The sequence below is a fragment of the Stenotrophomonas sp. SY1 genome (assembly GCF_021202945.1).
GTDB lineage: Bacteria > Pseudomonadota > Gammaproteobacteria > Xanthomonadales > Xanthomonadaceae > Stenotrophomonas.
In genome coordinates this window covers 2593033-2609174 of sequence record NZ_JAJOYR010000001.1, presented here as the reverse complement: position 1 = coordinate 2609174, position 16142 = coordinate 2593033, and the positions used below count along the sequence as shown (strand labels likewise).

The window sequence follows — 16142 nt, the reverse complement described above, 5'->3', positions numbered from 1 at the left end:
GCAATCCCGTACTTGGGGCGTTGAATTCTTTTTGGATCAATGGCTTGGGGCGGAAAGGAACCTTCCGGAACTTCTCCTCCGGGGCCGGTAGCACAATGCCGGGTCCCGCCAACAGCCCGAGTCCATGCGTCTATCCACGATCAAGCTGTCCGGTTTCAAGTCATTCGTCGATCCCACGACGCTGCACCTGCCGACCAACATGACCGGCGTGGTCGGCCCGAACGGCTGTGGCAAGTCCAACATCATCGATGCGGTGCGCTGGGTGATGGGCGAAAGCTCGGCCAGCCGCCTGCGCGGTGACTCGCTGACCGATGTGATCTTCTCCGGCTCGGCCGGCCGCAAGCCGGTGTCGCAGGCCACGGTCGAGCTGATCTTCGACAACTCCGACCACACCATTTCCGGCGAGTACGCCTCGTTCAACGAGATTTCGGTCAAGCGCACGGTCAGCCGCGACGGCAGCAGCAATTACTACTTGAATGGCACCAAGTGCCGGCGCCGCGACATCACCGACCTGTTCCTGGGTACGGGCCTGGGGCCGCGCAGCTACTCGATCATCGAGCAGGGCATGATCAGCCAGATCATCGAGGCGCGCCCGGAAGACCTGCGTGTGTACCTGGAAGAGGCGGCCGGCATCTCCAAGTACAAGGAGCGCCGCAAGGAAACCGAAACCCGCATCCGCCACACCCGCGAAAACCTGGACCGGCTGGGCGACCTGCGCGAGGAAATCACCAAGCAGCTTGAGCACCTCAAGCGCCAGGCCAAGCAGGCCGAGCAGTACCAGGCGTTGCAGGAAGAGCGCCGGGTCAAGGATGCCGAATGGAAGGCGCTGGAGTACCGCGGCCTGGACGGGCGCCTGGGCGGGCTGCGCGAAGGTTTGTCGCGCGAGGAAACCAAGCTGCAGCAGCTGATCGCCGAGCAGCGTGAAGCGGAGAGCCGCATCGAAACCGGCCGTGTGCGCCGCGAAGAGGCCGCAGAGGCGCTCAATCGCGCCCAGGCCGATGTCTACCAGGTGGGCAGTTCGCTGGCGCGCCTGGAGCAGCAGATCCAGCACCAGCGCGAAATGGCGCAGCGCCTGCACAAGGCGCGCGATGAAACCCGGCAGGCGCTGTCCGAACTGGGCCAGCACATCAGCGGCGACGAAGCCAAGCTGATCGTGCTGCGCGAGGCGGTGGAGAACGCCGAACCGCAGCTGGAGCAGTTGCAGGAAGAGAACGAAATCCGCCAGGAAGCGCTGCGCGAGGCCGAGGCCAAGCTGAGCGACTGGCAACACCGCTGGGAAGCGCACAACCGCAACACCTCCGAAGCCACGCGCTCGGGCGAGGTGGAGCGCACCCGCGTGGATTATCTGGATCGTCAGATCCTTGAAGCCGACCGTCGCCGCGAAGCGCTTGCCAGCGAGCGCGCCGGACTGGATCTGGCAGCGTTGGCTGAAGCGTTCGAGCAGTTGCAGCTGCAGCACGAAACGCAGAAGACCACGCTCGACGGGCTGACCGAGCAGGTCGAGGAGCGCAAGGAGGCGACGGCGAACTTGCAGGAGCAGCAGCGCCTGAGCCAGAGCGAGCTGGCCGACGTCCGCAAGCAGGTGCAAACCGCGCGCGGCCGTCTGTCGTCGCTGGAAACCCTGCAGCAGGCCGCACTGGGCCAGGAGCAGGGCGCGGCGGTGGCATGGCTGAAGGCGCGTGGGCTGGACAGTGCCGCGCGCGTCGGCGAACGCATCAGCGTCGAAGCGGGCTGGGAAAACGCGGTGGAAAGCGCGTTGGGCCAGTTGATCGAAGGTGTGCTGGTGGATGCGCCCGAAGCGCTGGTGGATGCGCTGAGTGAGCTGGGTGAAGGGCGCATCGCGCTGGTGTCAGGCAGCGAAGGCAGTGCTGATTTCGCGCCGACTTCGCTGGCCGCCAAGGTGCAGGGGCCGCTGGCGATCCGTCGCCTGCTGGCGCGCCTGCATGGCGCCGATGACCTGGGCCAGGCGCGGCAGTTGCAGGCGCGTTTGCCGGAAGGCGATTCTGTCATCACCCGTGACGGCGAGCGTTCCGGCGATGGCTGGGCCTGGGTGTCGCGCTCCGGTGCGGCCCAGCAGGGCGCGCTGCTGCGCGAGCGCGAGATTGTCACCCTGCGCGAGCAGATCGAAACCCTGCACGCACGCGAAACCGCGCTGGAACAGCAGCTGTCCGGGTTCCGCGAACAGCTGGTTGCCGCCGAACAGCATCGCGAAGAAGCGCAGCGTGCCTTGTACCAGGCGCACCGCAGTGCTTCGGAGCTGGCCGGGCAGCTGCAAAGCCAGCAGGGCCGCGTGGATTCTGCACGTACCCGCATCGAACGCATTGAAGGCGAGCTGTCGCAGCTGCTGGAAACCCTGGACGTCAGCCGCGAACAGGCCAGCGAGGCGCGAGTGCGGCTGGACGATGCCGTGTCCAGCATGGGCGACCTCGAATCCACCAGGCATGCGCTGGAGAATGAGCGCCGCCAGCTGACCGAAGCGCGCGACCTGGCCCGCGACGGGGCGCGCAGCATCCGCGAGAACATGCACGCGCTTGCCCTGACGCTGGAATCGCAGCGTACCCAGATCACCTCGCTGAGCCACGCCCTGGAACGCATGAGCAGCCAGCGCGGGCAGCTGGATTCGCGCCTTGGTGAGCTTCATTCGCAGCTGGATGAAGGCGATACGCCGGTGCAGTCGCTGGAGTCCGAGCACCAGAACGCCTTGAGCGAACGCGTGCGCGTGGAGCGTGTGCTGGGTGAGGCCCGAGCACTATTGGATGGCATCGATGCCGAGTTGCGCACGCTGGAGCAGACCCGCCATCAGCGCGACGAACAGGCGCTGGCCCAGCGCGAGCGCATTTCCCAGCGCAAGCTGGACCAGCAGGCGCTGGTGCTCAGTGCCGAACAGCTGTCCGCTGCGGTGGAGAAGGCCGGCTTCGTGCTGCAGGACGTAATCAACACGCTGCCGGAAGACGCGCGTCTGGGCGACTGGGAGTCGTCGGTGCATCAGATCGATGCGCGCATGCGCCGGTTGGAGCCGGTCAATCTGGCGGCCATCCACGAATACGGCGAAGCGTCGCAGCGTTCGGAATACCTGGACGCGCAGAACGTGGATCTCACCACCGCGCTGGAAACTCTGGAAGACGCCATCCGCAAGATCGACCGCGAAACCCGTGGCCGTTTCAAGGACACCTTCGACCGCGTCAATGCCGGTGTGCAGGCGTTGTATCCGCGCTTGTTCGGCGGTGGTCATGCCTATCTTGAGCTGACTGGTGAAGACCTGCTCGATACCGGTGTGACCATCATGGCGCGCCCGCCGGGCAAGCGCGTGTCGAACATCTCGCTGCTGTCCGGCGGCGAGAAGGCGATGACCGCGGTGGCGCTGGTGTTTGCCATCTTCCAGCTCAACCCGGCACCGTTCTGCCTGCTGGACGAAGTGGACGCGCCGCTGGATGAGGCCAACGTCGGTCGTCTGGCCAACATGGTCAAGGAAATGAGCGAGAAGGTGCAGTTCCTGTTCGTCAGCCACAACAAGGCGACGATGGAAGCGGCGTACCAGTTGTCGGGCGTGACCATGCGCGAGCCGGGCGTCAGTCGCCTGGTCAGCGTGGATCTGGAAGAGGCTGCACGATTGGCGGGCGCGGCGTGACGTGCCATCCTTTAGACAACTGAACGAACTCCCGGAGACACCAACGCATGTCCGACATGGCACTGTTGCGCATCGGCATCCTGGCTGCCGGACTGCTGCTGATCGCTGCGATCTTCCTGTTCGGGCGGCCCAAGCGGCTGGCCCAGGGCAAGCGCAAGGAACCGCAGGAAGCTGAAACCGGCGTGCGCCGCGAGCCGGTGCTGGGCGCGGTCGATGAAACGACTGGCGCGCCGTTGGCCGGCGATGACGAGTCGGCAATCAGTCAGCCGGAACTGGGCCTGCCGGACGTGGAGCAGGGCAGCGCCAGCGAACTGGGCAAGCGCCCCAGCCAGGATTTCGACAAGATCGTTTCGCTGTACGTCGCTGCGCGCGCCGACCAGGTGCTGCGGGGTGAAGACATCGTGGTTGCGGCCGAGAAGACCGGCCTGGTCTTCGGTTACATGAACGTGTTCCACCGGCTGATGGAAGGCCACCCGGAGCGTGGGCCGATCTTCTCGATGGCCAGCATCATGAAGCCGGGCAGTTTCGACATGGGCACCATCCGCGAGATGGAAACGCCGGCAATCGCCTTCTTCCTGACCCTGCCGGCACCGATGACCGCGCTGGATGCCTGGGAGAAGATGCTGCCGACCGTGCAGCGCATGGCCGAACTGCTGGACGGCGTGGTGCTCGATGACAGCCGCAACGCCCTGGGTCGGCAGCGTATCGCGCATATCCGTGATGATCTGCGTGCCTACGACCGCCAGCATCAGGCGCCGCCGCTGACCAAGTCGCCGCGCTGGTAACTGCGTCGTGGGCCGGGTTGAATCCCGGCCTGCGGGATCGAACGAACCGCAGTAGAGCCGAGCCATGCTCGGCTGGGGTGATCCGGTACGGCCGCATGCCGAGCATGGCTCGGCACTGCCGGGTTCGTGGCCGCAGGCAGGGCCGGAACCTTCCGCAGAAACATTGCTTAAGACCGGTCAACTCGCAGCGCATGAACACAGGCGCGGGTAAAATCGCGCCATGAATGCCACCACTTCCGCCTCCCAGCGCATCGCCGAGCTTCGGCAGCAGCTGGCCGAAGCCTCCAGCGCCTACCACGAGCGCGATGAGCTGTTGATTCCCGACGCCGAGTACGACCGGCTGATGCGTGAGCTGGAGGCGCTGGAAGCAGCGCATCCGGAACTGGACGATGCCGATTCGCCCAGCCACCAGGTCGGCGGAAAGGCGTCCTCGCGCTTCGCTGAAGTCGTGCATGCCGTGCCGATGCTGTCGCTGGGCAATGCTTTCAGCGATGAGGAAGTACATGACTTCGTGCGCCGCATCGATGAGCGCCTGCATCGCAAGCAGTTGCTGTTTTCGGCCGAGCCCAAGCTCGACGGCCTGGCGATCAACCTGCGCTACGAGAACGGCGTGTTCGTGCAGGGTGCGACCCGTGGCGACGGTGCCACCGGTGAGGATGTCAGCGCCAACCTGCGCCAGATCAAGGTGATCCCGCAGAGGTTGCTGGGTGAAGGTTGGCCCGAGGTGCTTGAGGTGCGTGGCGAGGTGTACATGCCGCGTGCCGACTTCGAACGTTACAACGAGCAGGCACGCCTGCATGGCGGCAAGGTGCTGGCCAACCCGCGCAATGGCGCGGCAGGTTCGCTGCGCCAGTTGGACCCGAAGGTGAGCGCGCAGCGTCCTTTGAGCTTCTACGCCTACGGACTGGGTGAAGTCGATGGCGAACTGCCGCCGACGCATTCGGGCACGCTGGCGCAGCTGGCGCAATGGGGCTTCCCGGTCAGTGACCTGTGCCAGGTGGTCGAAGGGGCCGAGGGGCTGCTGGCGTACTACCGCGATATCGGTCAGCGCCGTGATGGCCTGCCGTTCGACATCGACGGCGTGGTCTACAAGCTTGATGACCGCGAGGGCCAGCAGGCGATGGGCTTCGTCGCCCGCGCGCCGCGTTGGGCCATCGCGCACAAGTTCCCGGCGCAGGAGCAGACCACCACGGTCGAAGCGATCGAGATCCAGATCGGCCGGACCGGCGCGGCAACACCGGTCGCACGTTTGAAGCCGGTGCATGTGGCCGGTGTGGTGGTGACCAATGCCACCTTGCATAACGCCGACCAGATCGCGCGATTGGATGTGCGTGTGGGCGACACGGTGATCGTGCGACGTGCTGGCGACGTGATTCCGGAAGTGGTCAGCGTCATTGCTGACAGGCGTCCGGAAGGCGCGGTGCCGTGGCAGATGCCGCGTAGTTGCCCGGTGTGCGGCGCGGAGATCGTGCGCGAAGAGGGGGCGGCTGCTTGGCGCTGTTCGGGCGAGCTGAGTTGCCCGGCACAACGCAAGGAGGCCATCGCCCATTTCGCTTCGCGCAAGGCAATGGATATCGACGGGCTGGGTGACAAGTACATCGAAACCCTGGTCGATGCGGGCATCGTGCGCGGCGTGGCCGATCTCTACCTGCTCGACCGTGACCAGCTGCTGGTGCTGAAGCTGGCGCTGGATGCGGATTCGCCGGAGGCATTGGCATCGCAGCTCACGCCGCACCTGCAGCCGGAAGGTAGCGGCGACACGCTCAACGCGATCATCAAGCTGGACCCGGCCGACGCCGGCTGGCGCGCGCAGGCACTGGCGGTGCCTGCACAGTTCGAGTGGAACACCAGGAAGATCGCCAGCAAGTGGGCCGACAACCTGGTCGCGGCCATTGCCAACAGCCGCAACACCAAGCTGGAGCGGTTGCTGTTCGCACTGGGCATCGAGCATGTCGGCGAAAGCACCGCCAAGGCGCTGTCGGCATGGTTTGGTGATCTGGAGCTGATCCGCCGGCTGCCCTGGCCGCTGTTCAAGCGGGTGCCGGACATCGGCGGTGAAGTGGCGCGTTCCATCGGTCATTTCATGGACCAGCCGGGCAACCAGCAGGCCATCGACGACCTGCTGGCACGTGGCGTGCAGATCAACGACCGCCACCCGCCCAGTGCAAAGCTGCGCGCCGACCTGACGCTCGCCACCTTGCTGCAGGACCTGGAAATTCCCAAGGTCACGCCGGTACGTGCGAAGCAGCTGGCCGAGGCGTTCAAGACGGTCGATGCCATCCGCGACGAAAGCGCGCACAACTTCGTCACCGCCGGCCTGCCGGCCGAAACGGCCAATGCGCTGGTGGCGTGGCTGGACCGCGATGCCAATGCCGCGCTGTTCTCCGCCGCCGGCGCCGCCATGCAGGAGCTGCTGCTGAAAGCACCGGAAGCCGCAGCGCAGGCCACCGGCCCGTTGGAAGGCAAGACCGTGGTGCTGACCGGCACGCTCGCGCAGATGAGCCGCGACGATGCCAAGGCGCGGCTGGAAGCGCTGGGTGCCAAGGTGGCTGGCAGCGTTTCGAAGAAGACCAGCTTTGTGGTGGCCGGCAGCGAAGCCGGTTCCAAGCTGGACAAGGCCAACGAACTGGGCGTGGACGTGTGGGACGAAGCATGTCTGCTCACCTTCCTTGCCGACAACGGACAAAGCGCATGAGCAACATCCTGCACGCACGTATCGCCGAGCCGGGCGATTTCCCGCAGCTGATCGCGATGGTGCGCGACTTCTATGAAGAAGACCGCATCGACTATCTGGCGGAGCTGGTCGAGCCGGGCCTGCACGCGGTGCTGGACAACCCGTCGCTGGGTGCGGTGCTGCTGCTGTCCGGTGACGACGGCGAACTGGCCGGCTACATCACCATGGGCTGGTGCTTCAGCGTCGAACAAGGTGGGCGTTTCGTGCTGCTGGACGAGCTTTACCTGGCCGCTTCGGCGCGTGGCCGTGGTTGGGGCCGGCAGGCACTTGCACTGGCACGGGACTGGGCGGCCGGGCAGGGCGCGGCGGTGATCCGGCTTGAGGTCAATCATCACAACCACCGCGCCAAGGCCTTGTACCTGTCCGCCGGCTACCGCGATGACGCACGGGACATCCTGACGCTGCCGTTGACCTCGGCGCCGGCAGGGCTGCACTCATGATCGAGGCACTGCGCCAACGCGCGCGCCTGAACGCACTGATCCGCGACTTCTTCGCCCAGCGCGACGTGCTGGAAGTGGAGACACCGATCATGTCGATGGCTGGCAACACCGAGCCGAACATCGAAGGCTTCAAGACCCGCTTCAGCGGCCACGTCGATGCCGGCTCGCCGGAGCGCTGGCTGCGTACTTCGCCGGAGTATCCGCTCAAGCGCCTGCTCGCCGCTGGTGTGGGCGATTGCTATGAACTGGGCCGGGTGTTCCGCAACGGTGAAGCCGGTGGTCGCCACAACCCCGAGTTCACCATGCTCGAGTGGTACCGCGTGGGTTGGGATCACCATCGGCTGATCGAGGAAACCGTGGCCTTGGTGCGACACGCCCTTGCGATGGTCGGGCGGCAGGCCGCGCTGCGGGTGCTGACTTACCGCGAGCTGTTCATCGAAACGGTGGGCCTGGACCCGTTCAGTGCCGATATCGCGCAGTTGCGCGCCGGGCTGGGCGAAGTCGGCATCCAGCCGGATGGGCTGACCCGAGATGACTGGCTCGATCTGCTGATGAGCCACCGCATCCAGGCCCAGTTCTCCCCGGACTGCATCACCGTCATTCACGATTGGCCGGCCACCCAGGCCGCGTTGGCGCGCATCCGCCACGCGGATGTGCCGGTCGCCGAGCGTTTCGAGTTGTATCTGGGCTCGGTGGAACTGGCCAACGGCTATCACGAGCTCACCGATGCGGCCGAGCAGCGCCAACGCTTTGCGCGCGATCAGGCGGTGCGGGCAGCGCGTGGTGCCGAGCAACCGCCGCTGGACGAGGCATTCCTGGCAGCGCTGCCTTCGCTGCCGGCCTGTGCCGGGGTTGCGGTGGGCGTGGACCGGCTGCTGATGGCCTTGGCCGGCACCGGAAACATCGCCGACGTGCTGGCGTTCGACTTCGCCCATGCCTGAGTGCATGGCTGTGCCGGGGCTGCGCAATTGTGAACAGGTCCGCGGTTCGGTTTGTCCTGGATCAATGGCGGTCACGGCCGGGTTGGCGATGATGATGCTTTGATCACAAGGGTTTGGGCAGTGTGTGCAGTACCCGAGTCCAGTAATGCCATAGAGCGAGTGAGGCGGATGAAGGCGGTTTGCAGCCTGCTGTTGGTGGTGGTGGCGCCAGCGTTGTTCATGGCAACGACCGCTGTGGCGGCCCCTGTGGCGCAGGTGGTGCGTTGCGAATCAAAGGACATGCAGCGCGTGTTCTGCCCGATGGATACCCGCAAGGGCGTGCAGCTGGTGCGCCAGTTGTCCGAGAGTGCCTGCATCCGCGAGACCAGCTGGGGCGTGGAAGGGCAGGCGGTCTGGGTCAGCGAGAACTGCCGTGCCGAATTTGCGCGCCGCATCGAACCCGGTAAGGCGGTGCGCCGTGCGGTGCGCTGTGAGTCGCGCGGCAGGGTGGAAGTGTGTCCGGTGCAGCTGCGCGGCGCCCCGGTGCGCCTGCTCCGCCAGCAATCGGTGCTGCCATGCCGCGAAGGGCGCAGCTGGGGCTATGGCCGCAATGAGATATGGGTCAGTCGCGGCTGCCAGGGCCTGTTCGAAGTCGGTGCGGAGGACGGTTCGGGCTTCGTGCAGACCCCCCGCAAGGTCGTTTGCGAATCCAAGGGCGAGCAGCGCCGGGAGTGCGGGGTGAGCGTGGTGCGCCGGGTGACCCTGGTCGAGCAGCTTTCCTCCGCCACCTGTCGCGAAGGCGAAACCTGGGGCTGGGATGCCTACGGCATCTGGGTGGACGATGGCTGTCGCGCGGAGTTTTCCGTCGATTGAGGCGGCAGTTGAACGAGCCGCCGATGCAGCCGCTTACAATGGCGCAATGAACGCTACCCCCGCCATCGATTACGCCCGTTACGACCATGTCCGTCCGATCCGCTGGACGGGCGAAGCCCTTGAACTGCTGGACCAGCGCAAGCTGCCGTTCGTTGTCGAGCATGTGCAATGCCATGACAGCGACGCCGTTGCCGAAGCCATTCATGCCCTGACCGTACGTGGTGCGCCGGCCATCGGCATTGCCGCGGCCTGGGGCGTGGTGCTGGCCGCACGCCAGGTGCAGGCTGCCGACGGCGCTGCAGCGCTGCAGCAGCTGGAGCCGGCGCTGGCGCGGCTCAATGCCTCGCGCCCGACCGCGGTGAACCTGGCCTGGGCGCTGGCGCGGATGCGCCGTGTACTGGCTGCTGCCGGCGCCGACTGGAAGCAGGTGCTGGCGCTGGAAGCGCAGGCCATTGCCGAAGAGGATCTGGCCGCCAACCGCTACATGGGCGCGCTGGGCGCGGAACTGATCGCGCCGGGCAGCGGCGTGCTGACCCACTGCAATACCGGCTCGCTGGCGACTGCCGGCTTCGGTACCGCGCTGGGCGTGATCCGTGCCGGCAAGGCGCAAGGGCATATCGAGCGCGTGTTTGCCGGCGAGACCCGGCCGTGGTTGCAGGGCGCGCGTCTGACCGTATGGGAGCTGCAGCAGGACGGCATCGATGCCACGCTGGTGGCCGATTCGGCCGCCTCGCACCTGATGAAGACCGGTGCGGTGCAATGGGTGATCGTCGGTGCCGACCGCATCTGTGCCAATGGCGACACCGCCAACAAGATCGGCACCTACCAGCTGGCCATCGCTGCCCGCCATCACGGCTTGAAGTTCATGGTGGTGGCGCCGTCCTCGACCGTGGACATGGGCACCGCCCACGGTGACGAGATCGAGATCGAGCAGCGCGACCCGGGCGAGCTGTTCGGTGTGGGCGGGGTGCGTACCGTGGCCGAAGGCATCTCCGCCTGGAATCCGGTGTTCGACGTCACCCCGGGCGAACTGATCGATGCGATCGTCACCGAGCGTGGGGTGATCCTCAAGCCGGATGCGGCAGCGATGCAGGCGGCTTTCGGCGGCTGAAACGAAATCCCCGTTTCCTTGTAGGGCGGAGCCACGCTCCGCTTGGGGTTGTGTCGGGAATGTTCCATAGCGCGCGGTCCTGCGCTGCCGGGCCGGGGCTCGGTTGTCGGGGAGCGGCGGAGCCACGCGCCGCCTGGCTTTGCCGTGATTACACCTGCCGGGCATGGCTCGGCGCCGCAGGAATCGGCCTGCCCGAGAGCGTTCGCTCCGGAGGCCGTTCGCTGGCACTGGCACAAGCCCCTAAGTTCCTGATTTATTCCGGTAAAAGCCCCGTAAAAGGCGGCGAAAAACGGCTCATTGTGATAAACTCCGTCGGTTGATCAGAGATTCCGGCATGGCCGCCCGAAGGGCGCCATCGTCGGCTTGGATCGCTACCAGACAACGGAACCCGAATGGCAGAAAACGCCAAGGAAATCATCCAGGTCAACCTGGAAGACGAGATGCGCAAGAGCTATCTCGATTACGCCATGAGCGTGATCGTGGGCCGCGCCCTCCCGGATGCGCGCGACGGCCTCAAGCCGGTCCATCGCCGCGTGCTGTTCGCGATGAACGAGTTGAACGCGCACAGCAACAAGCCTTACTTCAAGTCGGCGCGTATCGTCGGTGACGTCATCGGTAAGTACCACCCGCACGGCGACCAGTCGGTATACGACACGCTGGTGCGCATGGCGCAGCCGTTCTCGCTGCGTTACATGATGGTGGACGGCCAGGGTAACTTTGGTTCGGTCGACGGCGACTCCGCCGCGGCGATGCGTTACACCGAGGCGCGCATGTCGCGCCTGACGCACGAGCTGATGGCCGATATCGACAAGGAAACCGTCGATTTCCAGCCCAACTACGACGAAAAGGAACTGGAGCCGACGGTCATGCCGACCCGGTTCCCGAACCTGCTGGTCAACGGTTCGGCCGGTATCGCCGTGGGCATGGCGACCAACATCCCGCCGCACAATCTGACCGAATCGATCAACGCCTGCATCGCGCTGATCGACAACCCGGAGATTGATGTCGACGGGCTGATGGAATTCATCCCGGGCCCGGATTTCCCGACTGCCGGCATCATCAATGGCACCGCCGGCATCATCGCCGGCTACCGTACCGGCCGTGGCCGTGTGCGCATCCGTGCCAAGGCCGATATCGAAGTGGCCGACAACGGCCGTGAATCGATCATCGTCACCGAGATTCCGTATCAGGTGAACAAGGCGCGGTTGATCGAAAAGATCGCCGAGCTGGTCAAGGAAAAGAAGCTCGAAGGCATCAGCGAGCTGCGCGATGAGTCCGACAAGGACGGCATGCGCATCTACATCGAAATCAAGCGCGGCGAGTCGGCGGAAGTTGTGTTGAACAACCTCTACCAGCAGACCCAGATGGAGTCGGTGTTCGGCATCAACATGGTGGCGCTGGTCGATGGCCGTCCGAAGCTGCTCAACCTCAAGCAGATGCTGGAGGCGTTTGTCCGCCACCGGCGCGAGGTTGTCACCCGCCGCACCATCTTTGAACTGCGCAAGGCGCGTGCACGTGCGCACGTGCTGGAAGGCTTGACCGTTGCGTTGGCCAACATCGACGAGATGATCGAGCTGATCAAGACGTCGGCCAATCCGGGCGAAGCCAAGGAGCGCATGCTGGCCAAGGTCTGGGCACCAGGCCTGGTGGGCGCGCTGCTGGGTGCTGCCGGCGCCGAGGCATCGCGTCCGGAAGATCTGCCCAAGTCGATCGGCCTGGTCAACGGCAACTACCAGCTCAGCGACGTCCAGGCGCAGCAGATCCTGGAAATGCGTCTGCACCGCCTGACCGGGCTGGAGCAGGACAAGCTGACCGAAGAGTACAAGCAGCTGCTGGAAGTCATCGCCGGCCTGATGCGCATCCTGGAGAACCCGGATGTGCTGTTGCAGGTCATCCGCGAGGAACTGGAAGCGGTGCGTGCCGAGTTCGGCGACGACCGTCGTACCGAAATCCGTCACAGCGAAGAAGACCTGGACATCCTGGACCTGATCGCGCCGGAAGACGTGGTGGTCACGCTGTCGCGTGCCGGTTACGTCAAGCGTCAGCCGGTCAGTGCCTATCGTGCGCAGCGTCGTGGCGGCCGTGGCCGCAGCGCGGCGGCGACCAAGGACGAGGATTCGATCGAGCAGCTGTGGCTGGTCAACACGCATGACACGCTGTTGACCTTCACCAGCTCGGGCAAGGTGTTCTGGTTGCCGGTGCATCAGCTGCCGGAAGCCGGCTCCAATGCACGCGGCCGTCCGATCATCAACTGGATCGCGCTGGAAAATGGCGAGCGTGTGCAGGCCGTATTGCCGGTGCGCGAGTACGACGAAAACCACTTCGTGTTCTTTGCCACCCGCAACGGTACGGTCAAAAAGACCCCGCTGAGCGAGTTCGCGTTCCGTCTGGCGCGCGGCAAGATCGCCATCAACCTCGATGAGGGCGATGCGCTGGTAGGCGTTGGCCTGACAGATGGCGAGCGCGACATCCTGTTGTTCGCCTCCAACGGCAAGACCGTGCGCTTCGCAGAGGACAAGGTCCGTTCGATGGGCCGTACCGCTACCGGCGTGCGCGGCATCAAGATGGCCAAGGGCGAGGAAGTCGTCAGCCTGATCGTGGCCGAAAGCGCCGGTGGCGCCGAGGACGAGAACGAAGACGAGAACAGCACGATCGAGGAAGTGGCAACCGACGGCGGTGAGATTATCGACGGTGCCGATGACGCGGGCCTGCAGTACATCCTCACCGCGACCGAGAACGGTTACGGCAAGCGCACGCCGCTGGCTGACTATCCGCGCAAGGGTCGTGGCACCCAGGGTGTGATCGGCATCCAGACCAGCGAGCGCAACGGCAAGTTGGTCAGCGCGGTGCTGGTGGGCAACGGCGATGAAGTGCTGTTGATCTCCGATGGCGGCACGCTGGTGCGTACCCGCGGTTCGGAAATCTCGCGCGTTGGCCGCAACACCCAGGGCGTCACCCTGATCCGCCTGTCCAAGGGCGAGAAGCTGCAGGCGGTTGAACGCCTGGATGCCTCGCTGGACGACGAGCTGGATGAGGACGTCAGCGTGGCCGCCGAAGGCGAAACGCAGGCGCCGGCTGCACCGGAAGCCTGATCGTCAAAGCGGTTGGAATGAGAAAAGCGCCGGCATTGCCGGCGCTTTTTTTATGGGCGAAAGCGGCCCTCACCCCAACCCCCGCTACGCGCCCCAGCCCTTGCGCTGGCGCAAGGACGCTCAACGGGCTGCAAACCGATGGTTCGCAATCTAGCCCGCATCGCCCCGCAGGCGGGAGAGGGGCTGGTGGACTACGAGCCGCCGCGATCCGAGCCCCTCTCCCGTTCACGGGAGAGGGGTTGGGGTGAGGGCGCTCCGAAGTCTTGGCCGCAGAGAAATAGCAGGTGGGCAACCCGTCCTGCGACTAAGGTCGCAGCGACAAATCATCCGTACGTGCCCGAACCTTTCAGCCGCATATGCCGCAGGCACGGAGGGTGCTTCACCATGTATCGGGAACTGGGCCGCAATCAGGCCAACTACACGCCGCTATCGCCATTGAGTTTCCTGCGCAAGGCGGCGAGCGTGCATCCGCAGCGCCTGGCCGTGGTGCATGGCCAGCGCCGGCTGAACTGGGCCCAGGTGGAACAGCGTTGCCGCAGGCTGGCGTCGGCGTTGCGCGGTATGGGCGTGGGCGAGGGTGATACGGTCGCGGCGTTGTTGCCCAACACGCCGGCGATGATCGAGCTGCACTTCGGCCCGGCAATGCTGGGTGCGGTGCTCAATGCGCTCAATACGCGGTTGGATGCCGAGACACTGGCCTTCATGCTCGACCATGGCCAGGCCAAGGTGGTGTTCAGCGACCGCGAGTTCGCGCCACTGATGCAGCGGGCACTGGCGCTGTGCAAACAGCCGCCGCGCGTGGTGGATGTCGATGACGCCGCCGTAACCGGCGGCCAGCTGCTGGGCGAGATCGAATACGAGGCGCTGCTCGAATCAGCCAGCCCGGAGATCGAGTGCGCGCTGCCGTCGGATGAGTGGAACGCGATTGCGCTCAACTACACCTCCGGCACCACCGGCGACCCCAAGGGCGTGGTCTATCACCATCGTGGTGCCTACCTGAACGCGGTGGCCAACATCATCGACTGGGGCATGCCGCAACACCCGGTGTATCTGTGGACGTTGCCGATGTTTCACTGCAACGGCTGGTGCTTCCCCTGGACGATGGCGGCGGTGGCCGGCACCCAGGTGTGCCTGCGTCGCTTCGACCCGGTGCAGGTGCTGGAGCTGATGCGCGAACACAGCGTCACCCATTACTGCGGTGCGCCGGTGGTACATGCCGCCCTGGCAGCGGCGCCGGCCGAATGCAAGCGTGATCTGGGTGGCTTGAAAGGCCAGGTTGCCGGCGCCGCGCCCACTGCGGCGGTGCTGGAAGAGATGGAGCGCATGGGTGTGCAGATCACCCATGTGTACGGCCTGACTGAAGTCTATGGGCCAGCCTCGATCTGCCAACCCCAGCCCGAATGGGACGCGCTGCCAATCGAAGAACGGGCGGAGCTCAACAGCCGCCAGGGCGTGGCCTGCCTGTTGCAGGACGACATGCAGGTGCTCGACCCGCAGACCCTGCAGGCGGTGCCGTGGGATGGCCAGACCGTGGGCGAGATCATGTTCCGCGGCAACATCACCATGAAAGGCTATCTGAAAAACCCGCGCGCCACCGAAGAGGCGTTCGCCGGTGGCTGGTTCCATACCGGCGACCTGGCCGTGGTTTACCCGGACGGCAACGTCAAGATCCGCGACCGCTCCAAGGACGTGATCATTTCCGGTGGCGAGAACATCTCCTCGCTGGAAGTGGAAGACGCGCTGTGCCGGCATCCCGCCGTTCTGGCTGCGGCAGTGGTGGCGCGGCCGGACCCGAAATGGGGTGAGACGCCTTGCGCCTTCATCGAGTTGAAGGAAGCGCTCGAGTTGAGTCACGAGAATGCACTCGCGCATTGCCGCCAGCACCTGGCCGGTTTCAAGGTGCCGCGACGTTTCGTGTTTGGCCCGTTGCCGCGCACTGCGACCGGTAAGGTGCAGAAGTTCATGTTGCGTGATGCAGCCAGGGAGCTGGTGGACGCGGAGTGATCCTGCCGGTAAGCCGGGGCATTAATGACCCTGCATGCTTCGTCAGGATGGCAGGTCGGCTATGGACTTGCAGTGCGGGTTGGCCACTTCTAGAGTGCGCGGGCGTCCAATCCATTCGGGGAAGAGCATGCGTTCAAAGATGATTGGTTTCATGCTGCTAGTTGCTACTGCCGTGATCAGCTCACCGGCTTCTGCCGGAAACAATGAACCTTTGGATCTATCGCCTGCAGAAGCATTGAAGCTATGGGTTCCCAGTGAAGGGGATTTCTTTCCGCGGATGCGGGCAGATCCTGGCAAGGTGGCGTTTGCAGAGGAGGTCACTGTTGCATACACAGTGACCAAGCGCGGTCGGACCAAGGACGTTGAATTGGTTGATGTGAAGCCAGCTGGCGCAAATGCCGCGTGGGCGCTCAGTGCTGTCAGAGCCATGCGTTTCGAGCCGACCGAGGCCAACCAGGCCCGCCAACCGGTTCGCAGTCAGTTGTCGACGCGCTGGAGCCCGGCAACGCAGCAAGGATCAAACTAACGTCGTGTCTGGAGCCGGGATTGCCCCGG

General features: G+C 65.1%; 10 protein-coding genes. All 10 read left to right on the top strand.

The features are described 5' to 3' along the window. The first annotated feature begins 124 nt into the window (after positions 1-124). The 10 genes from smc (at position 125) to LR961_RS10965 (ending at position 16113) form a co-directional block, all read left to right on the top strand. Positions 125-3628 carry a chromosome segregation protein SMC gene (smc, locus tag LR961_RS11010; RefSeq protein WP_232148984.1) on the top strand — a complete coding sequence of 1168 codons (3504 nt, stop codon included), beginning with the start codon at positions 125-127 and terminating at the stop codon, positions 3626-3628. Between the two features lie 47 nt (positions 3629-3675). Then, the gene (gene zipA, locus LR961_RS11005; protein WP_232148983.1) at positions 3676-4413 is read left to right on the top strand and encodes a cell division protein ZipA; all 738 of its coding nucleotides are present in this window, start codon (positions 3676-3678) and stop codon (positions 4411-4413) included. Between the two features lie 220 nt (positions 4414-4633). Continuing rightward, positions 4634-7108, top strand: coding sequence for an NAD-dependent DNA ligase LigA (gene ligA / locus LR961_RS11000; RefSeq protein ID WP_232148981.1), 2475 nt, complete (start codon positions 4634-4636; stop codon positions 7106-7108). Continuing rightward, a complete protein-coding gene (locus LR961_RS10995; protein ID WP_232148980.1) occupies positions 7105-7587 on the top strand; it encodes a GNAT family N-acetyltransferase in 483 nt (160 codons plus the stop codon). Before ligA ends, LR961_RS10995 begins: the two co-directional genes overlap by 4 nt. Continuing rightward, positions 7584-8528 (top strand): EF-P lysine aminoacylase EpmA, encoded by a 945-nt coding sequence (epmA, locus tag LR961_RS10990; RefSeq protein ID WP_232148979.1) that lies wholly within the window; start codon positions 7584-7586, stop codon positions 8526-8528. Before LR961_RS10995 ends, epmA begins: the two co-directional genes overlap by 4 nt. 219 nt (positions 8529-8747) lie before the next feature. Continuing rightward, on the top strand, positions 8748-9380 hold the full coding sequence (locus LR961_RS10985; RefSeq protein ID WP_232149328.1) for a DUF3011 domain-containing protein: 633 nt from the start codon (positions 8748-8750) through the stop codon (positions 9378-9380). A gap of 46 nt (positions 9381-9426) precedes the next feature. Next, the gene (gene mtnA, locus LR961_RS10980; protein WP_232148970.1) at positions 9427-10491 is read left to right on the top strand and encodes an S-methyl-5-thioribose-1-phosphate isomerase; all 1065 of its coding nucleotides are present in this window, start codon (positions 9427-9429) and stop codon (positions 10489-10491) included. A 392-nt stretch (positions 10492-10883) separates the two neighbouring features. Further along, positions 10884-13583 (top strand): DNA gyrase subunit A, encoded by a 2700-nt coding sequence (gene gyrA, locus LR961_RS10975; RefSeq protein ID WP_232148969.1) that lies wholly within the window; start codon positions 10884-10886, stop codon positions 13581-13583. A 384-nt stretch (positions 13584-13967) separates the two neighbouring features. Further along, entirely contained in the window at positions 13968-15587 is a 1620-nt protein-coding gene (locus LR961_RS10970; protein WP_232148968.1) for an acyl-CoA synthetase, read from the top strand. A 127-nt stretch (positions 15588-15714) separates the two neighbouring features. After that, on the top strand, positions 15715-16113 hold the full coding sequence (locus tag LR961_RS10965) for an energy transducer TonB (protein ID WP_232148967.1): 399 nt from the start codon (positions 15715-15717) through the stop codon (positions 16111-16113). Positions 16114-16142: the final 29 nt, after the last annotated feature.